Origin of the sequence: Sorangium sp. So ce302 (assembly GCF_051530145.1) — a bacterium.
Lineage (GTDB): Bacteria > Myxococcota_A > Polyangia > Polyangiales > Polyangiaceae > Sorangium > Sorangium cellulosum_B.
Genome location: NZ_CP150326.1, coordinates 7711721 through 7735652, shown reverse-complemented (window position 1 = coordinate 7735652; position 23932 = coordinate 7711721). Strand labels below are relative to the sequence as shown.

The 23932-nt window shown below is 71.5% G+C and carries 17 protein-coding genes; 8 read left to right on the top strand and 9 right to left on the bottom strand.

What is annotated here, in order from left to right; all coding sequences use genetic code 11:
- Nucleotides 1-32: 32 nt before the first annotated feature.
- Together WME73_RS29205 and WME73_RS29200 are read left to right on the top strand one after the other, a co-directional pair.
- Nucleotides 33-305 (top strand): hypothetical protein, encoded by a 273-nt coding sequence (locus WME73_RS29205; protein WP_437911656.1) that lies wholly within the window; start codon nucleotides 33-35, stop codon nucleotides 303-305.
- A 252-nt stretch (nucleotides 306-557) separates the two neighbouring features.
- Nucleotides 558-2225 carry a response regulator gene (locus WME73_RS29200; RefSeq protein ID WP_437911655.1) on the top strand — a complete coding sequence of 556 codons (1668 nt, stop codon included), beginning with the start codon at nucleotides 558-560 and terminating at the stop codon, nucleotides 2223-2225.
- A 67-nt stretch (nucleotides 2226-2292) separates the two neighbouring features.
- On the opposite strand, the gene WME73_RS29195 is transcribed toward WME73_RS29200, so the two are convergent.
- Nucleotides 2293-3405: a hypothetical protein gene (locus WME73_RS29195; RefSeq protein ID WP_437911654.1), complete on the bottom strand. Its 1113-nt coding sequence runs from the start codon at nucleotides 3403-3405 to the stop codon at nucleotides 2293-2295.
- A gap of 204 nt (nucleotides 3406-3609) precedes the next feature.
- On the opposite strand from WME73_RS29195, the gene WME73_RS29190 reads away from it, so the two are divergent.
- The 3 genes from WME73_RS29190 (at nucleotide 3610) to WME73_RS29180 (ending at nucleotide 10464) form a co-directional block, all read left to right on the top strand.
- Nucleotides 3610-4770: a Kelch repeat-containing protein gene (locus WME73_RS29190; RefSeq protein WP_437911653.1), complete on the top strand. Its 1161-nt coding sequence runs from the start codon at nucleotides 3610-3612 to the stop codon at nucleotides 4768-4770.
- Between the two features lie 223 nt (nucleotides 4771-4993).
- Nucleotides 4994-9703 carry a DNRLRE domain-containing protein gene (locus WME73_RS29185; RefSeq protein WP_437911652.1) on the top strand — a complete coding sequence of 1570 codons (4710 nt, stop codon included), beginning with the start codon at nucleotides 4994-4996 and terminating at the stop codon, nucleotides 9701-9703.
- 62 nt (nucleotides 9704-9765) lie between these two features.
- Complete coding sequence (locus tag WME73_RS29180; protein ID WP_437739665.1) at nucleotides 9766-10464, top strand: hypothetical protein; 699 nt, start codon at nucleotides 9766-9768, stop codon at nucleotides 10462-10464.
- A 221-nt stretch (nucleotides 10465-10685) separates the two neighbouring features.
- On the opposite strand, the gene WME73_RS29175 is transcribed toward WME73_RS29180, so the two are convergent.
- Complete coding sequence (locus tag WME73_RS29175; RefSeq protein WP_437873903.1) at nucleotides 10686-11039, bottom strand: BON domain-containing protein; 354 nt, start codon at nucleotides 11037-11039, stop codon at nucleotides 10686-10688.
- A gap of 147 nt (nucleotides 11040-11186) precedes the next feature.
- Between WME73_RS29175 and WME73_RS29170 the strand changes: the two genes are divergently transcribed.
- Entirely contained in the window at nucleotides 11187-12434 is a 1248-nt protein-coding gene (locus WME73_RS29170) for a hypothetical protein (protein WP_437917528.1), read from the top strand.
- 773 nt (nucleotides 12435-13207) lie between these two features.
- A complete protein-coding gene (locus WME73_RS29165; RefSeq protein ID WP_437911651.1) occupies nucleotides 13208-14527 on the top strand; it encodes a DUF5690 family protein in 1320 nt (439 codons plus the stop codon).
- 60 nt (nucleotides 14528-14587) lie between these two features.
- Here WME73_RS29165 and WME73_RS29160 read toward each other — a convergent pair whose 3' ends face one another.
- Both WME73_RS29160 and WME73_RS29155 read right to left on the bottom strand, forming a co-directional pair.
- Nucleotides 14588-16075 (bottom strand): hypothetical protein, encoded by a 1488-nt coding sequence (locus WME73_RS29160; protein ID WP_437911650.1) that lies wholly within the window; start codon nucleotides 16073-16075, stop codon nucleotides 14588-14590.
- A 333-nt stretch (nucleotides 16076-16408) separates the two neighbouring features.
- A complete protein-coding gene (locus WME73_RS29155; protein ID WP_437739662.1) occupies nucleotides 16409-16921 on the bottom strand; it encodes a hotdog fold domain-containing protein in 513 nt (170 codons plus the stop codon).
- Between the two features lie 324 nt (nucleotides 16922-17245).
- Here WME73_RS29155 and WME73_RS29150 point away from each other — a divergent pair, with 324 nt between their 5' ends.
- Nucleotides 17246-18640, top strand: coding sequence for an RNA polymerase sigma factor (locus WME73_RS29150; protein ID WP_437911649.1), 1395 nt, complete (start codon nucleotides 17246-17248; stop codon nucleotides 18638-18640).
- A 40-nt stretch (nucleotides 18641-18680) separates the two neighbouring features.
- On the opposite strand, the gene WME73_RS29145 is transcribed toward WME73_RS29150, so the two are convergent.
- From WME73_RS29145 to WME73_RS29125, 5 genes are all read right to left on the bottom strand, one after another.
- Nucleotides 18681-20954, bottom strand: coding sequence for a hypothetical protein (locus WME73_RS29145; protein ID WP_437911648.1), 2274 nt, complete (start codon nucleotides 20952-20954; stop codon nucleotides 18681-18683).
- Nucleotides 20951-22237, bottom strand: a complete 1287-nt coding sequence (locus WME73_RS29140) for a hypothetical protein (protein WP_437911647.1) — start codon at nucleotides 22235-22237, stop codon at nucleotides 20951-20953. Before WME73_RS29140 ends, WME73_RS29145 begins: the two co-directional genes overlap by 4 nt.
- A gap of 110 nt (nucleotides 22238-22347) precedes the next feature.
- The gene (locus tag WME73_RS29135) at nucleotides 22348-22662 is read right to left on the bottom strand and encodes a hypothetical protein (RefSeq protein WP_012237857.1); all 315 of its coding nucleotides are present in this window, start codon (nucleotides 22660-22662) and stop codon (nucleotides 22348-22350) included.
- Nucleotides 22663-22838: 176 nt separating this feature from the next.
- Nucleotides 22839-23222 carry a hypothetical protein gene (locus WME73_RS29130; RefSeq protein WP_437911646.1) on the bottom strand — a complete coding sequence of 128 codons (384 nt, stop codon included), beginning with the start codon at nucleotides 23220-23222 and terminating at the stop codon, nucleotides 22839-22841.
- Entirely contained in the window at nucleotides 23219-23926 is a 708-nt protein-coding gene (locus WME73_RS29125) for an SCO family protein (protein ID WP_437911645.1), read from the bottom strand. Before WME73_RS29125 ends, WME73_RS29130 begins: the two co-directional genes overlap by 4 nt.
- Between the last annotated feature and the right edge of the window lie 6 nt (nucleotides 23927-23932).

Genomic DNA, 23932 nt, shown 5'->3' with positions numbered 1-23932 from the left:
GCTCGAGCACGTCACCCGCCGGCAATCAAGCGGTGGACGTTGTCGAACCGGCGACCGCGCAGCACCTTTTCAAGATCATGCGCAGCGTGGAGCTCGTCGGCTGCAAGGGGCTTGTCTCGGGGATACGTCCGAGCGTGGCGAAGATAATGGTCGAGCTCGGTATCGAGCTCTCGACCCTGGTCACGTATCCGACGCTCGTCGAGGCGCTGCGGAGATGGATCAACCGGCGCGCTGCTGCTGCTGCCTGCAGGCCTCAAATGCGGAGCGCGAGCCTCGACCTCGTGAAGGCGCGCCCGACGTCGTGAACAAGGCGGCGAGGGCGCCGCAGCCGGCCGAGCTGCTGAGCCCCCGCACCATCGAGCTCGTGCAGTGGTCCTGGTCGGCGTCCGCGACCTCCCACGCGGACGGCCCGCCATTTGCGAGCGGCAGGAGCACGCACGCCCGATCCGGAGCGCGAGACGAGGATCCCAGCCGCGGAGGGGGGCGCGTGTGAGGTGCGGTCTCTTGATCCGCTATGCTGAATCCGTTTCTCCCCTTACAGCCTGCCCGAGACCTCCATGCATAACCGATCCGCTCGCCAGGGGCTCGAACGCCCTCCGCTCATCGATACGCGCGATCTGGAGGCGGCCCGCGTGCTCTTCGCGACGATCTACGGCGACCTCAGCGCCGATACCGTCGGCCGCGGTCACCGTTTCGAGTGGCGTGCCACCCCCGTCGACATGGGGCCTGTCGCCCTCTTCTCGGGCGTCTTCGTCTCCGGCATGTGCCTGCGCGGCGTGAGCTCGGGCTACACCGTCAGCATGGCGACCGGCGGCTCGGTACGTGCGGCCTCGTCGGGGGACGCGGCGGAGATCGCCCCTGGCCGGAGCGCCGCCGTGTTCTCGCCGGGGGCCCGGTCCGAGTGGAGCGCGGAGGGCCCGGCCCGCCCCATGAACCTCCGCGTCGACGCCCGCTATTTCGAGGCGCAGCTCGAGGCGCTCACCGGCGTGGCCATCCGCGGGCCCCTTGCTTTCTCGCTGTCGATGCCCACCACCGACGGCCCCGGGACCTTCCTGGCACGACTCTGCCGCTTCCTCTCCACGGAGACCGAGCGGGCAGGGCGAGCCCTCGGCCACCCCGTGGTGATGGCCAGCCTCGGCGAGGCGGTGGCGCGCGCGCTGCTCTTCGGGCAGCCCCACGATCACGCCCACCTCCTGGAGAAGGCAGCGCCGCCGTCGAGCCGGAGCGTGGTGCGGCTCGTCGAGGAGTACCTCGACGCCCACGCGGAGGGCCCGATCGGCACCGCCGATCTGACAACGCTCGCGGGCGCGAGCATGGCCTCGATCGACGGGGCCTTTGCCTATCGGGGCGCCACCCCGTGGGACTTCCTCCGCAAGAGGCGCCTGCTCCTGGCGCGGGATCGCCTGCTCCTGGCCGAGCCGGGCGAGACGGCCGCGAGCGTGGCCCACGCTGCCGGCTACCTGCGCGTGGAGCGCTTCGGCGCCGCCTATGCAGCGGAGTTCGGCGAGACCCCGGCCGAGACGAGGCGGCGCGGGCTCCTCGCGGCCGAGGCGCCGCCGAGCCCGCGGCCCAGGGCGACGAGCCCGTCCCCGCGAGGAGCGGAGGCGGCGACCGTCTTCCTGGTGCACCGGGATCCCTGCTGGCGCGGGGCCGCGGCCGGGCTGCTCCAGGAGGCGGGGCACGTGGTGCAGGCGTTCGCGTCGTCGCTCGCCTTGCTGGAGGCCGCGCGCGCGGTGGTGTCGGGCTGCGTGGTGCTCGACGTCCAGCTCCCCGATCTGAACGGCCTGGAGGTGAGGGCCCTCCTGCGCGAGGAAGGGTGCGCGCTCCCCGTGGTCTTCACCAGCGACGACGGGGACGTGACGGTGGCCGTGGAGGCGATGAAGGCGGGCGCCGTGGACTTCCTCGCCGAGCCCCTCGACGCGGAGGCGCTGCTCGCCGCCGTGGCGCGCGCCCTGGCCCTCGATGCGGAGGCGCGGGCGGCGCGGGCCGAGGTGGAGGCGCTCGCCGCCCGGCTCGCGGCGCTCTCGCCGCGCCAGCGCGAGGTGTGCGAGCGGGTGGCGCAGGGGATGCTGAACAAGCAGATCGCGACGGAGCTCGGGATCTCCATGTCGGCCGTGCGGCTCTACCGGGCGGAGGGGATGGAGAAGCTCGGGGTGGCGTCGGCTGCCGAACTGGCGAGCCTGTTCGCGAGGCTCGAGCGGGTCACGGGGGCAGGCGGGGGGTAGGCGCGCCTCCCCTGCCGCGCGCGCCGCCCGGGGAGCGCGGCGCGCCTTTCGCGTGGGAGCTGGAGGCTCAGTTACAGGTGCCGTTCTGGGCCGCCGCGAAGTTCAGGACCTCGGCCCTGCACGCCGCGGCCTGATCCGCCGTGAGGCCGTCGACGAAGTCGATGCCTTGTCCACCGCAACCGAACTCGCTGTTGTGAACCTGCACACCGCAGAAATTGCTGTCGCCCTGGGTTCCGCCGAGGATGCGGACCCTGTTCGAGCCATACGTTGAAAATGCCCAGGAATGGTCGGGCTCGCTGCCGCAGGGACCCGGGAAGCTGTAGTTGTCGCACGACCCGTCCGTCAGGAGCGTTCCGGCCAGCGCGTTGTCCCAGAATGGCATCCCTGTGCAGGGACAGGCGTTAGCGACGCAGGGCTCGCCGCAGGTGAGCGTGCCGCCGCAGCCGTCGGGGATGGTGCCGCAGGTCGCGCCCTGAGCGGCGCAGGTGGTGGGGACGCAGGCGGGCGTCTCGCAGTTCGTCCCCGTGAAGTCCGGCGAGCAGGTGCAGGTGTAGGGCTCCGCGGACGCGCAGGTGCCGCCGTTCTGGCACGGATTGCCGCTGCCGGTGCAGGTCCCGGCGACGCAGGTATCCGTGAGGGTGCAGCCGTCGGCGTCGTCGCAGGCCGTGCCGTTGGCGGCGACGGGGTTCGAGCAGAGCCCGGTGGCCGGGTCGCAGGTGCCGGCGGCGTGACACGCGTCGGAGGCGGCGCACGTCACGCCGGCGCAGAGGTCGGTGCACGTGCCGTTCTGGCAGGTGAGCCCATCGCAGCACGGCACGTTGGCGTCGCAGGGCGCGCTCACCGGCAGACAGCCGCCGCCCTGGCAGGTCGGGTCGCCCACGGCGATGTAGTCGTTGGCGTGGCCGGAGTGACCATTGATGCAGCCCTGCACGCTGGTCTTGATGATGGTATAGGGGTGGCTCGCCGAGCCGGTATAGTGGCAGATCTGGGTCTTGCCGTTGGCCTCGAAGAACGCGCACTGCGCGTCGATGAGGTGCTGGTCCGCCGCGCCGAGGTGCTCGGCGTCCGATCCGTCCGGCGTGTCCGTGCTTGAGCACGCGCCGCCGAGGGCCGCGAAGCTGCTCAGGCCGAGGAGCGCGACGACCGCGCCGAGCCTACGAGGGGAGGTGAAATTCGTCATGACGCTTCTCCGTTTGGCGGGACGCGCGGTGGAATCCGCGGGTCGCCCGCCGGGAGCGGCACCCTGCGTCAGCACGTCCAGGGTCGCGACTTGGATCGTGATCCAGCTTTCGGAAGACCAGGCTTTCATGGTAGCGTGAAGAGCTCTCCGGCGACCTGCGCAGGGCGCGAGCCCGCCGTTGCCTGGAACAAGGAGGTCGCCTGGATGACACGCAGGGTTCAGCTTCGGATCCTTCTCATCGCTTCTTTCTCTCTCTTGCTCTCGTTCGCAGGGATCCGCCCGAGCGCCGCCCAGTCGAGCTTGCCCTACTGGACCGAGATCCCGCAGGGCGGCGCAGTCCCCGACGCCATCTGGGACGGCGCGAGCGCCTATCACGAGGGCCTCTTCTACATCTTCGGCGGGTTGAACGGGACCTATCCGGATGACGAGCCCGTGGCCGCTTTCAGCGCCTTCGACGTCGACACGCTGACCTGGTACGACCTCGGCCAGTACCCGGGCGGGCCGTCCGCCAGGGCCGAGTCGATGATGTGGTGCGTCGCCGAGGAGGACGCGCTGATCGTCTCCGGCGGGAGAGGTCCTTTCCGGCGCGGGCTCGACCTCACGCACCAGGACACGTTCAGGTTCGATCCGGCGCACGGGTGGACGCAGATCTCGCAGAGCGCGGCCGAGATCGGGCGCGCCAACCGCTCCACGGAAACGGTCGCCGTGCGCAAGAAGGGGAAGCACAAGACCGTCGCGTACGCCTTCTCGGGCTCGTCGTCGACGCTGCCGGCCTTCATCAATCGTCCTGACGGCCTCCAGCACGACCTGGTCCGCTACAAGAACGGCTGGAAGCAGGTCGCGACCGGCTCGCCCGCCCCGCGCGCTCGCGCCCACCATCCGCTCATCTACTCCGAGGGCTGGAACGCCCTGCTCGTCTACGGCGGATACACGAACGACGCGGTGAACGGGACCGGCCTGTTCACGCCGGAGAACTACCTCGGCGACCTCTGGATGTTCGACATCGACACGGAGACCTGGGATCAGCTCGTCTTCGACGAGGCCGGCGGGCCGGGCCACCGCGACAACGCGAAGCTGATCGCCGATGAGCACGAGGGCCGTATCTGGCTCTTCGGGGGCAGCCAGTTCGACGGTACAACCCTGTCCGATCTCTGGTACTTCGATCTCCACACAGGGGCCTGGACGCGCGTGGACACCGCGATGACGGGGCCGGCGCCGGCGCCGAGGTTCGGCCAGTTCTACTTCACTCGCAAGACCGCCACGGCCTACGAGCTCTACATCTTCGGGGGAGCGACAGCGGAGTTCGCGCCGGTGCTGCTCAACGACATGTGGAGATTGACGATTCCCCTCGACTGCGGCGGCTGATCGCGAGCGAGCCCGGTGGGCTCACGCGTGGACGAGCCGCGCCGGAAGGAGGGAAAAATGAGGCGGTGCCTCAGGGAGACCTCCTCAGGTTACCACGAGAGCGTGCATCTCCGAAAGCTGGATCACGATCCAGGTCGCTCCCTTGGACGAGCTGACGCAGGGTGCCGCTCCCGGCGGGCGACCCGCGGATCGCGACCGCGCGTCCCGCCAAAGGAGAAGCGTCATGACGCATGTCACCTCTCTTCGCAGGCTCGGCGCGATGGTCGCGCTGCTCGGCCTGAGCTGCTTCACGTTCCTCGGTATCGGGTGCTCCAGCACGGACATACCCGACGAATCGGACTCCGAGCACGTCGGCGCGGCGGAGCAGCCCCTCGTCGGCTTGCTGTGCACGCTCTTGGCAGTCAACGGCAAGGTCCAGATTTGCCACCATGCCGGCTCGGGGAGCCACCCCTACACCATCCTCCAGGCCAGCAAGGACGCCTGCATCCTCGAACACGTAGGCCACCTCCACGACTACATCGCCGTGGGCAACCCGAGCTGTAGCGGCGACGGCTGCCTGCCCGCGAACGCGTCCTGCGACGGGACGCTCCCTTGCTGCGGCAACTCGTCGTGCACGAACGGCGTCTGCGGGTGTGACGCGGGCTGGGGCGGCGAGCGCTGCGAGACCCAGTGCCCGCCGGGGTTCACAGGCGCCGACTGCGACAGCCCTTCGCTCCCCTGCGAGCCCAACCCCTGCCAGAACGGCGGCGTCTGCACGCCGGGCGCGCCCCCCAGCTCCACGTACACGTGCTCCTGCGCGCACGGGTACACGGGCGTGAACTGCGAGATCGACGCCTTCGCCGTCAAGCACTGCGATTCGAACCCCTGCGTGGGGGAGGGCAGCACCTGCGTCGACGACGCGCAAGGCTACACCTGCCTCTGCGCCGCGCCCTGCCCCACCAGCACGAACGAGTGCGAGCCAGGGGGCTGCGATTCGAGGACCGGTGTGTGCGTGATCCCCGCGGCGGTGCCGGACGGCGCCGCCTGCACCGACGACGGGGACCCTTGCACGGTGGACACTTGCCAGGGTGGCGCGTGCGCGCACGTCGTCGGCCCCGATGTCTGCGGCGGCACGAGCTGCAACGGCACGCCGCTGGTCTGCGACCAGCACATGGGCGACTGCGCCACGGGCTCCTGCTTCGTCGCGCAAGACGCCGTCCCGGGCGCGTTCGGGGCGCAGACGTTCACGCTCGGCGGCGCGGTCCTCCAGATCGCCCCCGAGACAGCCGTGCAGGTCGGCGGCGCCACATCGGCGGCTCCCGTCACCATCACGCTCCAGGCGACAAGCGATCCGTCGTTGCTCCCCTCCTCGCTGCCCACGGCGGATCCGGTGCTCTTCCCGATCTACCAGTTCGGCCCCTCGGGCACGCGGTTCTCGCCGGGGCTCCTGTTCACGATTCCCGTACCGCTCACGGCGACCACGCCGAGCGCGTGGCTCTGCGACGACTCGGGCCTGAACTGCGAGCGACGCAACGGGTTCCTCACCCTCGACAGCTCGGTCTCTCCCCCGCGGCAGACGCTCACGGTCGCGATCGACCACTTCAGCACGCTCGTTGTCACGCAGTCGCCGACCGCTGTCGCACAGGCGTCGTGCGTCACCGTCCAGCGGGGGTTTTCGGGCAACGTCGTCGACGCCACCGCCCGGTACCTGACCCCCCACGACCCCCCCACCCAGCTCGTCGCCGGCATCGCGGCCCAGAGCAACCTCTATGGACCGGGAGGTACGGGGGGCACTTCGAGGTACTTGCCGCACGTGCAGTGGGACCTGAGCTCGATCCCGACGTACGCGAACGTCACGTCCGCGTTCATCCAACTCTTCGTCGAGAACAACTTGAGCCCCTACGAGGCGAGCACGTTCTACGCGGCGGCCGGACCGTGGGACGAGGCGACGATTACCTTCGGCAACAGGCCTGAGCTCTACCGCCAGCCCAGCGCGACGCTGCAGTACGGTAAAGGCTTTGCGCGCGCCGACGTCACGCTGATGACGCAGCTTTGGACGATCGGGGACACCCCGAACTACGGCGTCGCGCTCTACGCGGACATCCTCGACACGTCCGCCACCTATATGAACTACGGCGCCACGTCGTTCTGGAGCAGCGAGGCGCCCACCGTGAGCGTACGGCCCAGGCTGGACGTCTGCTACACGGTGGCCTGCCCCGGGCCGGGCTGCGTGGTGCAGGCGGGCCCCGGTCCCGTGACCCAGGTCAGCGCGGGTAACGACTTCACGTGCGTCGTGAAGAACGACGCCAGCCTCTCTTGCTGGGGCGACAACACCTTCGGCCAGCTCGGCGCGCCGGCCGGCACCTTCACCCAGATCAGCTCGGGAGGCTGGCATAGCTGCGCCATCGGCACGAGCGGCCAGGTCAGCTGCTGGGGCGACAACTCCTATGGCCAGGCCAGCCCGCCGTCGGGCACCTTCTCGTATGTCGCGTCGGGCGAGCTGTATACCTGCGGTGTGCGGACGAACGGCGACCTCGCTTGCTGGGGGCTCCAGAACGACGGCCTCCAGTACGATTACGGCCAAGCCAGCCCGCCGCCGGGCACCTTCACGCAGGTCTCGGTGGGCGTTTACCGGGCTTGCGGCCTGCGAGCGGACCAGACGCCCGTCTGCTGGGGGAACAGCCCCACAACCTTCTCCCAGACCTACACGCAGGTCGCCACGAGCTCCGGACAGACCACGTGTACCCTCTTCGCGGGCCAGCTCACTTGCACCGGCAACAACGACGCGGACGCGGCCACCCCGCCCACCCTCGACTCTTTCGGCCAGCTCAGCCTGGGATACCTTTACGGATGTGCTCTGAGGACCACCGGCACCCTCCACTGCTGGGGGGACAACAGCCATGGTCAGGCGACTCCGCCCCCTACCACGTTCGTCCAGGCCGCGACGGGCCGACAGCACGCGTGCGGCGTGACCTCGATGGGCACCGTCTCTTGCTGGGGGCTCGGCAGCTCCGGTGAGACCGCTGTCCCGGCCGCCTTCTCCGGCTTGACGCCGACGTGCACGGACGGGGCGAAGAACGGCACCGAGACGGGCAACGATTGCGGCGGCGGCACGTGCCCGCAATGTGTCGTCGGAGGCGGCTGCAGCACGAACTCGGACTGCGTTACCGGGAACTGCGCGGGCGGGGTTTGCAACGCCAACCCGTGCACCGCGGCGCCCTGCCAGAACGGCGGCACCTGCGCCTCGAGCGGGAGCAGCTACACCTGCGCCTGCCCGTCCGGCTACACGGGGACGAACTGCCAGATCCCTCCCGCCGACCTGTGCAGCGGCGTTGTCTGCGCGCCCTCCGACGCGTGCCATGACGCGGGCACCTGCAACCCGATGACCGGGGTGTGCTCCAATCCCTCGTCGACCGCTTGCGCGACGGGGATGTTCAGCGACGGCGGCGGCCCGGGCGACCACCGGACCGATGGCCCGTACACCATCGGCACGCAGTTCCAGGTGGGGAGCAGCGCCGTGACGATTGGCGCCCTCGGGGCGCAGGATGACAGCCTCTCCGGACCGGCCGCCGACGGCTTCGTCGGCGGCGGCGTCCAGGTGGGACTGTGGGACGCGACGGGCACCACGCTCCTCGCGTCGACCACGGTGCTGAGCGCCGATCCGCTCGTCGGTACGTACCGCTACCGCGCTCTCGCGAGCCCCATCACGCTCCAGCCGAACACCAGCTATCTCATCGGCGCGCTGGTGAGTGGCGCCTTCGAGCCGTTCGAGGACAACATCGGAGCCGCGAAGTTCAGCGCCCACGGCGTGACGATCGTCGGCAATCGGTTCGCCTCGGGCGGCTCGCTGACCGCGCCGACCATCGATGGCACCGGGACGCTCGGGCGCTGGGCGCCGGCCAGCGCGCTGTTCGGGTGCTCCGGCGCGGGTTGCCAGGCCGGGATGTTCAGCGACGGCGGCGCCCCGGGCGACCACCGGGCCGATGGCCCGTACACCATCGGCACGCAGTTCCAGGTGGGGAGCAGCGCCGTGACGATCGGCGCCCTCGGGGCGCAGGACGACAGCCTCTCCGGACCGGCCGCCGACGGCTTCGTCGGCGGCGGCGTCCAGGTGGGACTGTGGGACGCGACGGGCACCACGCTCCTCGCGTCGACCACGGTGCTGAGCGCCGATCCGCTCGTCGGTACGTACCGCTACCGCGCTCTCGCGAGCCCCATCACGCTCCAGCCGAACACCAGCTATCTCATCGGCGCGCTGGTGGGTGGCGCCTACGAGCCGTTCGAGGACAACATCGGAGCCGCGAAGTTCAGCGCCCACGGCGTGACGATCGTCGGCAATCGGTTCGCCGTTGGCAATTCGCTGACCGCGCCGACCATCGATGGCACCGGCACGCTCGGACGCTGGGCGCCGGCCAGCGCGCTGTTCGGGTGCTTCGGTGCGGGCTGCCAGACCGCGCTCTTCAGCGACAGCGGCGCCCCGGCCAGCCACCGGACCGATGGCCCGTACACCCAGGGCGTCCTGTTCCAGGTGGGGAGCAGCGCCATGACGGTGAGCGCCCTCGGGGGACAGGATGGCAGCCTCTCCGGACCGGCCACCGACGGCTTCGTCGGCGGCGGTCTCCAGGTCGGGTTGTGGGACGCGACGGGCACCACGCTCCTCGCGTCCACCACGGTGCTGAGCACCGATCCGCTCGTCGAGACGTATCGCTACCACACGCTCGCGAGCCCGGTCACGCTGCAAGCCAACACGAGCTATCTGATCGGCGCGCTGGTGGGGGGCGGGGTCTTCGAGCCGTTCGAGGATAACGCCGGAGCCGCGAAGTTCAGCGCCCACGGCGCGACGATCGTCGGCAATCGGTTCGCCATCGGTGACTCGCTGACCGCGCCGACCCTCGATGGACTCGAGACGCTCGGGCGCTGGGCGCCGGCCTCCCTGCTTTTCTCGAGCCCGTGACCGGTGCTTCCGAGCACTCCCTGCCATATTGATGCTCGCAGTAATATTGCATTGAGAATCAAATGCCCAGTCGGGTGGACCTCGACGATTGCCCACCCGGCCGGGCGACCATCAAGGAGATCTTCATGCGTACATTCTTCCGCGGCGCCGCCGCGTTCATCGCTGTCTTGATCACCGCCGGGCCCCTGTCCGCGGCGGGCAACTCGATCCGGTTCGCGCGGGCGCAGCCCGAGGGGACGGTCGTCACTGTCAAGGGCGTCGTGTCTGTCCCCTCGGGCGCGTTCGCGCCCAACGACCAGGGGTTCGCCATCCAGCGCGGGCGCACGGGGATCTATATCCACGACGCGCTGGGTGGGAGCTATGCGCTCGGCCAGGAGGTCGTGGTGACTGGCACGGTGGCGAACAGCTACGGCCAGGTCCTCGGCGTCCAGCCCACGGACATCGCCGTCTCCGGCTCCCATCCAGTCCACCCGGCGAAGCCCATCGACACGGGCGACGTGGGCGAGGATTCCGAGGGGACCCTCGTCCGCATCGGAGGCACGGTGGTGGACGAGGTCTTCGACGACGGGGAGTATGGCTACCGGTTCCACGTCGACGACGGCTCGGGCGAGGTCACTGTGTTCGTCTATGCCGGGACCGGCATCGACGTGAGCGGCGTCGCCCCGGGGGACGACGTGGAGATCACCGGGTTCAGCGGTCAGTTCCTCGATCACTACGAGGTGAACCCGCGGGTGCCCTCGGACATCGAGGAGCTCCCCTGAGCCTGCCTCGGGACGAAGGGGTCTGACGGCCTCTCTCGTCCCCCCGGCCCACGACCGGGTACCGTGTCGCCCAAGGACACGACGAAGGCCCCGCGATCTCGCGATTGCGAGGCCCTCGCCAGACGAACCTCAGGGGACGAGCGCGCGGCGCGCGCGTCTTTGGGTCGGCGTGCGACTTCAGATTGCGATGAGCCCCGTTGACGTGGAGCTCGGTGGAACTCTCATGAGGCGTTCCGGCGCGACTCGTTGTTCTTCGTCTCCGGGGGCGACGTCGCGCCGATGGAGGTCGCGGAGCCCGCGGTGACGCCGCTCGTGCTCGCGGCCGCGCGCTCGCTCGACGACAACCCCGCGCTCGTCCTCACCTCGCCCTGCTGCTGCTCGCGGTAGAGCCGGATCTCGTTCCGCACGTCGACCACGCCCGAGATCCGCTCGGCGAGCGCCTCCAGCTGGTGCTTGAAGCGACGCTCGCGGACGGTCCCGGAGAGGACGACCTCGCCGTTCTGCACCTTCACCTCGACGTCGCTCGCGTCGAGGTCCGGCTGATCGGAGATCTGGTCGCAGATATCCTCGCGGATCCGCTCGTCCGAGCGCTTGTACCCCTTGGGCGGGCGACCACGCGAGCCGCTGAGCCCGCCGCCCTGTCGAACGGTCTGGAGGAAGCTGCGGCCGCCTGGGGCCTGTCCGCCGGATCCCTGTCCGCCGTAGGGCTGAGGGGAAGGGCCTTGATCGCCGCCGAAGGACGACTCGTGGCCTTCGTACCCGCGTTGCTGTCCTGGCCGCTCGTTCCAGCCGCGCTCGTCGTCGGCCCACTGCCGGAGGCCGCCGCGGGCTCCGTATCCTTCGTGCTGGACTCCGCCCGGGCCTCCCTGGCGACCGAAGCCGCCCTGGCCGCCACCAGATCCACCCTGGCCACCGAATCCACCCTGGCCTCCGAGGCCGCCCTCACTGCCCTGGCCGCCGCCGAAGCGGCCCTGTCCGCCGAAGCCGCCCTGGCCAACCTGGCCGCCGAATCCACCCTGGCCACCGAAGTGGCCCTGACCGGCGCCATAACCGCCCTGGCTGCCGCCGAAGCCACCCTGTCCGCCGAAGTGGCCCTGTCCGCCGAAGCCACCCTGTTCGCCCAAGCGGCCCTGTCCGCCGAAGCGGCCCTGTCCGCCCTCATCGCCATAGACGCCCTGGCCACCGACGAATCCGCCCTGGCCGCGGCCGAATCCCTCTCCGCCGTAGCCGCCGAAGTGGCCCTGTCCACCGAAGCCGCCCTGGCCGCCACCGAGGCCGCCCTGGCCGCCGCCGAATCCGCCCTGGCCGCCGCCGTGACCGCCTTGGCCGCCGCCGAAGCCGCCTTGGCCGCCGTAGCCGCCCTGGCCGCCGCCGAAGTGACCTTGGCCGCCGTGACCGCCCTGGCCGCCACCGAAGCTGCCCTGGCCGCCGCCGAAGCCGCCCTGGCCGCCGCCGTAGCCGCGCCTGGCGTCAAGATCGTCGCGACCTCCTCGCTGGAAGTCATCACGCTGGCCGCCCCAGTCCTTACGCTGGGCGTCCTCGCGCTGCCCCCAGCCGCGATCCTGTCGGCCCTCCCAGGCGCGTTCGCCGCCGTGGCCGCGCCAGCTCGGGTCGCCCTCGCCGCCGCGCTCGCCCTCGTAGCCGCGTCCGACAGACTCTCGCTGATCGGAGCGACCGCGGAGATCATCGTGACCTCCGCGGGAAGGGCGCCGATCGTCTCGCTGGAGGACTTGCTCGTAGTTGCCACGATGCCCGTAACTAGCATCCCCGCTCGCTCCACGCTCGCCACGATATCGCTCATCGCCTCGCTGACCCTGGGTTGGCCCAAACCGCTCGTCGTCGCGCCCCGGCCCATCGTTATGTTCCTCGTCGATCCATCCCTGACGATTCGGCATGACTCCTCCGCCTTTCTTGCGAGTCTTGCGAGAAGAGCGACACGGCAGCGAAACTGGGCCGCTCCTCTCCGGTGATCCAGCCGACGCTCGGTCCACATTTGGGCGACGCACGAGCGTGCGGGAGGACAGCCGTATCGGGCCGCCTGTCGTGCGTGCCTGTCCGGCGCCGCGTGGGCTGAAGATCCAGGGCCCCGACGCCCCGGCGCGATCCGACATCGCAAGGGGTGTTCCAGGACGGCGAGGGCGGTATTTCGCTCCGTTTTCAGGAAGATTTCGCCCCGTCAGGCCCCGCTGCGAGGTGCAATGCGCCCCATGCCGGAGCGACCAAAGCGTCTCACAGAGACGTTGTGCCACAGTGACGACATCATGAATTAGGGCCTCCCCTGAGCGTGGCTCGGGAGCCGACGGACGATGTCACATGACTTTCCGTGTTGCGCGGCGGCGTTTCTCACCGAGATGTTGATTTCCGAGCACCCGAGCTCGACCATGGCTCTGCGGATGAGCCCGCCTTATGGCGCCACGGACGAGCCCGCCTCATCGATTGTCGATGCGCTTCCTCGAACGCCGCACGCTCGCGGGCGCCCCGCGAAAGGCGCGAGAGACGAAGAGCGAGGACCGAAAAGCGGAGCGACAAAGGGCGAGCCGCGACACGAGCCGGGAGAAGAAAGAGCAGGGCGGAAGGCGAAAAATGTGACCATCGCGGCATACCGGCCGGACGCTCGGCAGGCCACGGCGAGATCCGCGGTTCGCGTGTTCGTGTGCGGGCGGGAGCCCGGCCCGCTCCTCACCGAAAATCCATGCGCGCGCCGCGCGGCCGCGATTACCCTCGCGCCTTCCTCGGAGCTCCCATGCCGGCCCAGCGAAGCGTGACGAAATGGCTCGAGCGAGCCCCTGCGCCGGTGTTCACGGCCTTCGCCGTGATCGCCGCGTTCTCGACCTACTTCTGCATGTACGCCTTCCGCAAGCCGTTCGCGGTCGGCTCCTACAAGGGGATGGTCGCGCTGCCGCTGCTGCCCGCGCTCGATCTGAAGAGCCTCTACATCATCGCCCAGGTGCTCGGGTACTGCGCCTCCAAGTTCCTTGGCATCAAGATCGTCTCCGAGATGCCGCCCGAGCGGCGCGCGCGCGCCATCCTCGCGTGCATCGCGGTGAGCGAGGTCGCGCTCGTCCTGTTCGGGCTCGCGCCGGCCCCGTACGCCGCCGCCTTCCTGGTGCTGAACGGCCTGCCCCTCGGCATGGTCTGGGGGCTCGTCTTCGGCTTCCTCGAGGGGCGCCGCGTGAGCGATCTGCTCGGCGCCGGCCTCTGCGCCAGCTTCATCGTCGCGAGCGGCTTCGTAAAGACTGTTGGCAAAATCACGCTCGGCTGGGGGGTCCCGGAGGTGTGGATGCCCGCGGTGACGGGGGCCCTCTTCTTCCCGCCGCTGCTCCTCTCGGTGTGGATGCTCGCGCAGATCCCGCCGCCCTCGGTGGACGACGAGGCGCTCCGGACCCGGCGCGCGCCCATGGACCGCGCCGCGCGGCGCGCGTTCGTCCTCGCGAACGCCGGCGGGCTCGCGACCCTCGTCCTCGGCTACGTCGTCCTCACCGCCTACCGCGATTTCCGGGACAACTTCGCCCGCGAGATCTGGGACGCCCTCGGCTACACCGACCAGCCGGCCATCCTGACGACGGCCGAGATCCCCGTGGCGATCGGCGCGCTCCTCTCGGTCGCGGTGATGATCGGCATCCGCAACAACCGCGCGGCGCTCGTCGCGATCCACGGCGTCATGGTCGCCGGGGCGGCGCTCGCGGGGCTGAGCACCGCGCTCTACCAGGCGGGCGTCATCGGCCCCGTCGCCTGGATGATCAGCGTCGGGCTCGGGCTCTACGTGGGGTACGTCCCGTACAACTGCGTCCTCTTCGACCGGCTCATCGCGGCCGTGGGCTCGGTGGCGACGGCGGGATTCCTGATCACCGCGGCCGACGCCTTCGGCTACCTCGGGAGCGTGGCGCTCCTGCTCTACAAGAGCTTTGGCCAGGCGAAGCGCTCGTGGCTCGAGTTCTTCGTCGGCTTCAGCTACGCGACCGCGTTCGTCTGCGGGGCCCTGTTCGCCGCATCCGCGGCGTACTTCTGGTTGCGCACCCGCGGCCCGGCCGCCACGGTGCGGCCCGCGGCGCTCGACGCATGAGCGCGCCGCCCGCTGCCGGTCGCGCAGGCGAGCGGCGCGGGCGAGCGTGGGGGGAAGGGCTCAGTTGATCGGCGGGATCTCGGTCTTGCAGCCGACCTGGACCTGGACCTGCCCGCCCGCCTGGAAGTGGGTGCAGGTCGCGGGGCACATCACGATCTTCGTCGGCGTGCCGCCGGTCGTGGGGTCGACGTCGTAGTACCAGCCGCCGGCGGTCGCGTCGCAGCGCGCGTCGCTGGCCACGTAGAAGATGGTCGACGGGTCGGCGCCCTCCGGCGGCGTGTGCTGGACGTTGAGCGTCCCGTAATCGAGCGTCTGCCCGGCGGACGGCGCCGGGACCTGGTACTCGCACGCGAGGCTCGTCCCGCGGATCTCGCTGAGCGCGTCGAGGAACGCCTGCGTCACGTCGGAGCTCGTGTCGATGAAGTAGGCCGACGTCGTCCCGCCGCCCTCGGCGATGCGGTTCATCGTGGCCTGGGCGCCGTCGTCGTCCCTGCCGAAGACACCGATGACGAAGGTCGAGATGCTCGGCGAGCCGCCCAGCCCCTCGGCCGCGATCTCCGCGATGCCGTCGGCGGACGTGGGATTGCACTCGGTGGGCATCCCGTCGGTGGCGAGCACGGTGACGACCCTGTGGGTCGGGTTCGCCTCGGCGTGGGCCCGGGCCTGGGCGATCGCGCCGGACAGGGCGCCGGCGGTGGGCGTGCCCCCGTCGGGGAATGTCCGGTCGATCGACCCGATGAGCTCGTCGGCCCAGGCGGCGTCGAGCGGCGCGATCGAGACGGCGGGCGTCGCGTAGTCCTCGGTGACGCACGAGTACGGGTGAGCGCAGCTGCTCCGGGACACCTTGTTGCACGTGCCCGCGCGGTTGGGACAGCGCTCGCCGATGTCACCGCAGATGACGTCCGTGTTCTGGGAGCAGACGCCGATGTCGATGCACTCGTCGCCGTCCGGGCAGTCCGAGTCGGCGACGCAGACCTGGAGGCCCGTGCGGGCGTCGAACGAGCTGCGACAGGCCCGGAGCGCGCACGGCCCGCTGACGCCGCACTCCTGGTTGGTCCTGCAGCTCATGGGCTGGCCGGCGTTCAGCAGAGGGAAGTACTGGAGCCCGACGCCGAGCCCCTCCGACTTGGGGTCGGTGAAGAAGGCCTCGAGCGCGTCGGTCACGGCGGTCCACTTGGTGCCGCCCGTCGCGAGCTGATCCCTCATCGACCCCGACGAGTCGAGCATGATGTAGAGGTCGAGCGGCACGAGCTCCGCCGTCTTCGTCTCCCCCGCGCACGACGCCTCGCCGCCGGCGCCCTCTCCGGCGCCGCTGCTGGGCCCGGTGGTGATCTCTCCAGGCCCGTCGGTGCCATATCCGGTGCTCGTCTCCCCGCCTGTTCCCGGGCCATTCCCCGAGCCATTCCCCGGGCCTGTCCCCGTGCTGGCCCCGGCACCCGCTCCGCCGGCTCCGCCGGCGGAGACCGAGCCATCGGCCCCCCCGCACGCCGCGAAGATCACGCTGATCCCCGTCGCGGCGAGCGCCACCATCGTTGACCGGTTCCTCATGAGAAGAATCGAAACACCCTGGAAGCGCTTTGTCGAGCGCGTTGACTCGAACCCTCTGTCCGCGCTCTGGCTCGGTGTGGGACGGGGTGAGACGCTTCAGGGGAGGTCAGGCGGCAGCTGAGCTCCCCGTGTGCTTGCGGGCACAGGATTGCTCCGAAGCACAGGATTGCTCCGGCCCGCAAGGTGCTTTGGAGCACACGTCTGCTCCGGAGCTTAGGGCTCCGCCGTAGCGCAGGTGCTTTGGAGTACAGGGGGGCTCCGGCGCGTGGCGCTTTGCCGGAATGCAGGGGTCGGGAGCGCCGGGGGGCTCCGTAGGGCGGCGCGGCGCCGAGCTCAGGGGTGCTTCTTCGGACCGACGAGGCTGCGGAGGACGGCGCGGGCGACCTCGGCCCCCGTCGCGTCGCGCAGGCTCACCGGGATATCGTACTCCCTGCGCTCGCTGGTCTCCGGGAGAGGGCACTCGCAGACGGCGCGGATCGTCCCGCGGGCCTTCTTCACGTACTCGATCGAGAGGCCCGCGACGATGAACCGGGCGTCATCGGGCAGCGCGTAGGACAGCGCCGTGTTGCCGGTGAGCTCGGCGAGGTTGACGAGCGCGACGGCGTGCACCGAGCGGAGGTGGTTGCGCAGCCCCGGCCGGTCGCGCATCGACACCTCCGCGCGGCCGCGCTCGAGGACCTCGACCTCGGCGCGGATCGTCCCCGTGTACGGGGCCATCGCGCCGATGAGCCGGCTGAACAGGCGCTTGCCCCCTGGCAGGAGGCTCAGCTTGTCCCAGACGTCGCGGATGGTGTTGCGGCGCGAGCTCGCCGCGATCGATGCGAGAGAGAAGTCGGTGAGCTTCATGCGCTGGATCCGCCGGGCGGGGGCGCCAGCCTGCCTCGAGTCGCGCGCGGACGCACCCGGAATCTCCGGCGAGCCGGTGCGTCCCGGCGCCTCGTCGCGCCGCAACCTGGGCGCAGCATGATTCATTCTCAGCATGAATTGTACTTCAGAATGATATTCGATAATCGGATGGCTCCGGAGCGCCCTGGCCCCCCGTTTTCGCGAGGATTCTGCGGCATTTCCGGGCTCCGGACGCCCGTGAGCAGCCGTCCGGGCCCCCCGTCCGTCGCGCGTGGCCTGCTTCGGGCGGCAATCTCCCGTCCGTGCCCGGAACTGGACTTGTGTATGACAAGACCTCGACGTCCGGGCCAAGGTGGCCCACCCGAGAAAGAGCGCGCTTTCGAGCTTCTCTTTCGTGAGCAAACCTCCGCGCTCGTAGGGCGCTGGCTGACGGGCCTGGGGGTCCCGCTGCGCGATCGCAAGGACCTCGCGCAGGAGGTGCTGTTCGCGGCGTACCTCAGCTTCAACAAATACAATCCCGAGATCTCCCGGCCCGAGCGCTGGCTGAACAGGATCACGGTCCACACGGCCTCGCACTACCTGCAGCGGGCCCAGCACCGCTACGAAGAGCTCGTGCCCGACGATGAGCTCCCTCCCCTCGTCGACCCCTCCAAGACCTCGGAAGAGCTGCTGATCTCGGATCAGGAGCGGCTCGTCGTGCTGGAGCTCATGCAGCAGCTCGACGCCGACGCGCACTGGATCCTGGTCGGGCACGATCTCCACAGCACCCCGATGGCGGATCTCGCGCAGCAGCGCGGCATCCCGCTGTCCACCGCGTACAAGTGGCGCGCGCGCGCCATCCGCCTGTTCCACGACATCGTCCTGAAGCGCCGGCGCGAGGACCGGAAGAGGGAGGGCTTTCGCCTCGTGTTGCCCCTGGATCTGGCGGCGCTCCTCGCCACCGCGCGGATCTCGCCGCGCGTGCCCGACGACGTCCGGGTCTCGATCCTCCGCGGCGTGCAGGAGTCGGTGGGGGCACTCAAGGCGGGCAGCGCCGGGAACGCCGCCGGGGGCGTCGGCCAGGCGCTGAGCGACGCCGCGGCGTGGCTCAAGGGCCTCGCGAAGCTCGTCCAGGTGCCGACCCTGGGCGTGGCCGCGCCCGTCGCGGCCACGGCGGCGGCGGCCACGGGGGCGGCATGGCTCGCGCTCCAGGCCCCGGAGCCGCCGCCTCCGCAGGAGGTGAGGCACGTCGTGCCCGCGCTCATCGCCGCCATGCCGCCGCGCCGGCCCGCCGAGCCGCCGGCGCCGCCCGTCGCGCCGCCGGCGGCCCCGGCGCCCGTCGAGGCGCCGCGGCCGAGCCCCCCGGCCCAGCGGCGCGCGCGCGTGCCGCCGCGCGACCGGGGGGAGCGCTCGCCGGCGCCGGTCGCCGCCGAGACGATCGAGAAGCTCAAGATCGAGATCGACGGGCCCGGCAGCAATCACGACATCGCCCTGTTCGACGCGGTCACCGAGGCGCTGCAGGCGCGCGATCCGGACCGGGCGACCGCGGCGCTCCAGCGCTACGAGCGCGAGATGCCGAACACCCTCTTCGCGTCGGAGCGCAAGGTGCTCTGGATCCGGGCGTTCGTGATCGCGAGGCGTTACCCGGAGGCGCGCGCCCTGCTCGAGGAGGTGCGGCTCGATACCGCGATCCAGCGGCAGGCGATCGAGGAGCTGGACATGATCCTGAACCCCCGGTGAGCGGGCGACCGGGCCGCCGCGCGCCCCGCGCCGCGGCGGCTCAGTCGCCGGCGTAGGTGCCGAAGCTCGCCCGGCCGCTCGTGGAGACCTGCGGGGCGGCCTGGCCCACCTGCACGACCGCGGACACGAACGCGGCGGGCTTGAGCCCCTCGTCGGGCCCGGCGTCGTTGGTGATGTACTCGAGCCCGAGCCCCGCCAGGAAGCCGAACGACGTGGTGTTGCCGCCCGAGCCGAGGATGGGGATCGTCGGCGCGACGCCGACGTAGCCGAGGAGGCCGACCCGCCCCTCGCCGAGCGTCTGCACGAAGCCGCCGAGCTGCGCCGCGATCGGGAAGGCCCGGCGCTCCACCGGGTCGTAGCGGTCGATCGCGAGCGCGACGCCGACGGCGCTGAGCACGCTCCGCGTGACGAGGGGCTTCTCCACCCACGGCGCGCGGGTGACCTGCAGCGTCGCCAGCATCGCCGGGACGGTGAGGTACGCGCGGAAGCAGGTCCCCGCGGCCTCGAGCGTCTGGAAGTTGTCCTCGCCGCACAGCGGGACCGAGTGGATCGCCACCGATCCCACGAGGCGCCGGGCGCGCTCCGGCTCGCCGGGCTCGTTCGAGCGCAGCGAGCTCGCGACGCGGCCCGCGTCGGAGACGAGCACCACCTTGCCCTGCGGGCTCAGCGGATCGCTGTAGACGGCCAGCCGGAGCCGCGCGTCCCCGTCGAAGTCCTCCGCGAGCGGCGGGAGCGCGAACTCCGCGCTGCTCGGCGTGACGATCCACGTGCCGTTCTGGAGGAGCTCGATCGGCGTGCCGCTCCGCATCTGATCGGTGCGCGTCAGCGAGACATGGAGCGCGAGCGGCGCCACGAGCCGGTGCTTGGCCTGGCCCGTCAGCCGGATCCGGCAGTTGCCCAGCCGGAGCGGCGCCGGCGAGATGACGACCGCGCCGTGCGCGAGCGGTTGTGGCCCGGGGCGCGATGGATCCACGTCGGGCGCCCGGCGAGGAGGCGGCAGCCCGGCCGGCGGCTGGGCCTGCGCCGGAGGCGGGGCCTGCTCCACCGCGCCGGGCTGCGCCGTCGGACCGGCCTGCGCCGCCGTCGAGGGCCGCCGGCCGGCGCCTGCGCCGCCCTGGAGCTGTCCGGCCGCGCGGGGAGGGTTTCGGCCGCCCGGCGGGGCAGGGGACGCCGCCCGCGGCCCGGGCGGACGGGCGCTCCCGGGCGGCGGGAGGCTCCCGGCATCCGCGCGGGGCGCGATCGGCGTGGGGCCGCAGTCGACCTTCAGGTCGTCGGCGAGCGGATCGGGGAAGAGGAGCCGCGCCGGGTTCGACTCGACGAGGTTCTCGAGCGGCGGGATGGTGACCCGGTACGTCGCGTTGACGACGTTGGCCGCCGCGGGCGCGTGGAGGTTGAAGGCGGTGACCCGGAGCCAGCCGCCGCCCGGGAAGACGCGGAGGACCTTGCCATCGGGGCGCCCGCAGCCGCCCGAGGCGACCTCGAGGACCGGCACGGTGAACGTGCGCTGGAACGGCTGCACCCGGGCGTTGCCGCAGCTGTCGACGATGGCGAGGTAGTGGAAATCGGCCATCTCCGACTGCTTCGGCCACTGCATGCCCAGCGTGAGCTCGCCCGCGTCGGCCGGCGGCGGCTCGGGCCGGCCGTCGCGGCAGACGTCCACGCGATCGGACGACAGCGGCGATAGCGACGACGGCGGCGACGGCGCGGCGGGCGCGCCCACGGGAGACCGCGGGGCGTCGGCGACCGGGCGGTAGGCGCAGACGTGCCGGTACGAGCGGCGGCCGAGCAGCACCGGGTCGAAGTCGAGCAGGCGCTGGCCGTCCTCGGTGAGCCGCCCCCACACCGTGAGCGGCAGGGGCAGCGTCGGGGTCTGAAGCTTGATCGAGCGCAGCATCTGGTCGCCGATCGGGCTCTGCCCGGGATCGCCGGTCTGCGCGGCGCAGCCGCCGCCGCTGCACAGCCAGCGTCCGCCGCGGCGCGCGGCCTCGATCGGGACCGGATCGGTGTCGCGGACGCTCATCCAGACGCGGCGCGCGTCCGGGAAGATCTCCGGCCCGCCGGCCGACGAAGCGGCGCTGGCCGTGCCCGCCGGCGCGCGCACGACCTGCAGGCTGCCGCCGAAGTCGGCGGGGACGGCCATCGGCGCCGCGTCGGTCGGGCGCCTCAGGGAGGTGGCCGGCTCCGGCGTCTCCTCGTCCTCGGTCTCCCCGGTGTCCGTCTCGGGATCGTCCTGCGCCGGCGCGGTGGCGGGCGCGGCGATCGCGAGCGCGAGCGCCACGGCCGACAGGAACATGGCGGATCTGCGTGCGCTCACGGCGAGCCTCCCCCTCCGGCGCCCGGCTCAGGCTCCGGCTCAGTCTCCGTTTCGGCGTCCTCTTCCGGCTTTGGCTCCGGCGTGACGGTGATGGGCTCGGAGGAGCACTCCGGGCTCGCGAGCAGGCGGGGCGTCACACGGAGCGTCGTCGTCCCCGGCGCGACAGCGACGCCCTGGATGATCGTCGCCTCGCTGTCCTCGCCGCGCAGGGTCACCGACGCCTCGCCGAGCGCGATCACCTGGTCGTCGCCGACGGTCAGGTCGACGGGGACGGCGATGCGCACGCGCTCGGCGTTGTAGGCGCTCACCTCGAAGAGATCGCCGGGCGTCCCCGCGGCGACGACGCTCCGGAGGGCGCGCACGCGGAGCAGGCGCGGCTCGGGGTCGACGGTGAGCGAGGGGATCGGGTCGAGCGCCTTCTGCCCCGAGCTCACGGCGATCTTCACCTCGCCGCCGAGGTCGCTGAAGCACAGGATGAAGGGCGGGCTCTCCCCGGTCGCGCCGAGCAGCACGCGCAGGCGCGAGGTCCGCTCGAGGCAATCGGGGGTGAGCGAGAGGGCGGCCTCGCTGTGCAGCGACTCGATGATCACCGGCGCGTGCTCCACGACGCCCGGCGCGTCCAGGGGAGGCGACGCGCGGACGCGCGCCTCGCGCGCCCGGATCGCGCCCGGCCGCCAGGTGGCGCCGAGATCGTCCGGCAGGGGGCCGATCGTGCACATGAGGGGGACGTAGGTCGCGAGCACCCGGTCGCTGTCGCCGAGGCCCCCCGCGATGAGCGCGAAGTTGGTGGCGTCCTCCGGCAAGCCCGCGGGGAGGATCGTGATCGGGAGCTCCTCGGTGCGGTCGGCCCACGAGACGACGAGCCGCGCCTCGCCGGACCAGTCGCCCTCCGAGGCGGCGGTGAAGCGGGCGTAGCCCTGGGTTCCGGCGGTGCAGCGGAACGCGCCGTCCTTCAGGCCGCACGAGGCCCCGGCTTCCTGGTCGTCTCCCGCGGGGTGCAGCGCGAGCGCCTCGCTCGGGACGGCGCGGACCTCGACGTAGCCGCCGTACGCCGGCTCGTTCGCCTCGGTCAGCTTGAGCGAGACCGCGGTCCGCCAGGGGCTCTGGCGGGGCAGCACCGGCTTGCCCGCCTCGTCGAGCGTGTCGGCGGCGAACAGCGGCCCGGCGACGTCGGCGCGGAGCTCGACCTGCCCGCTCCCGGCGAGGGGATAACCGCGCTCGATGCAGGCCGAGGCGAGCGAGGCGAGGAGGAGCGCGCCGGCGGCCGCCGCGAGGAGCGGCACGCTCGGTCGGCGCAGGCGGCGCGGGCGAGCTTTCGCGTGGAGCGCGCGTGGAGCGTGAGGCGCGCGAGGCGCGCGCGGGCAGGAGCGGGGCACGGCCGGCCGGGGCGCGCTCACTTCTGGTAGATCTCGGTGTACTCGGTCCCGAGCGGGTGGCGGTGCCAGGCGTAGGCGCTCTGCGGGAACCCGCTCTCGTCGGTGTAGTCGCAAGGGCCGAGCTCCCACTCGGTGTGCCAGACGCTCGCGCCCGTCGCGGGGTCGACGGACATCCCGTGGGCGGTCACGTCGCTCTCCGGCTCGGCGGGGTCGTGCACGACGCGCGTGGCCTCGTCGAGGTAGCGCTCGAGGACCGCGACGGGGATGCGCGCCACGCGCTTGCCGGGCATCGGGATGAGGAACACGTCGCTCTTGTCAACGGTGCTGGTCATGGAGCTCTCTCCTGGCGAGCAGCGGGGGGCGGCGTTCCGGGCCGCGGAGCGCCGGCTCCGTGGCCGCGGGTCGCGCCGGAGCGCGGGCTCTCGCTGGTGCTCGGCGCCATCCCTCCAACGCGGCGCCGAGCATACCTGCTTCCCGCAACGCGAGGGAGCGCTTCGCGCGGCGCGCGTCAGGGAGGCGGTGTCTGCAGAGGCGTGCCGGGCGGCAGCTCCTTGACGTCGGTGACGAGCGACGTCGGGTACCGCTCCCAGTCGACGACGAACGTGAACTCGATCGTGTCGTCGAGCGCCAGGCCATCGAGCGACACCTCTCGGGCGACGCCGAACGGCATCGCCATCGAGGCCATGCCCTTCTTGCGGCCGTCGCGGCTCACGAAGTCGGGGATCGGCTCGTGATGGATGAGCAAGACCCGCTGACCGTCCGGATACGCGATGTTGCGGAGCACGCCCCGGCTGTGATAGCGGGCGCCGTCCTCGCCTCCGCCGCGGCAGGCGAGGACGGTCATCAGCGGGGCGAGCGCGAGCCTCGCGAGGGCGTATCGCGGCGGCGTCACGGGTGGGCCGGCGGCAGCTGGCTGACCTCGGCGGGCGCGCGGGGCGCGACGCCGATGCCGGGGCGCTTCTCTTGCGGGAGCATCCAGAGGATCTGCTCCAGCATGACGTCGGGGTTCGTCAGGCAGGGGCACGCGGCCCACTGCTGGTGGGCCACGTTCCCGTACAGGACCACGCCGATATGCGACGATGCGCTCCCGTCGATCTCCGGATCGGGGTCGACGAAGCCGAGCTTGCGCCGCACGAGATCGAGATCGCCGGCGCTCCCTGTCAGGAAGAGCCAGCCCGGCTTGACGCCGTGGGCCGCCGCGTACGTGCGCAGCACGTCGGGCGTGTCTTCTTCGGGCTTGAGGGTGAACGAGTACATGAAGACGTCGCGGCCGACCGCGTCCCCGAGCCTGTTTTGCACCCTGCGCAGGTTGGCGGTGGTGCCCGGGCAGATCCCCTCGCAGCGCGCATACATGAAGTTGATGACGACGACCTTGTCCTTGAGGAGGTCGTCATAGAGGCGAACCTCCTTTCCCTCGTGGGTGCGCAGCGTCACGTCGGGAAAGTAGTCGGCGCCGAAGCCGCCCGGGCTGGGCGCGAAGCGCGCCACCGTCCGCGGCTTCGCCGGGAGCCCCTCGCTGGCCATGACGTAGGCCGCCGGGGCGAGCGCGCACAGCGCGTACAGGCCCCAGCGAAGCATCCGGACACGGTTCGACATACGGCG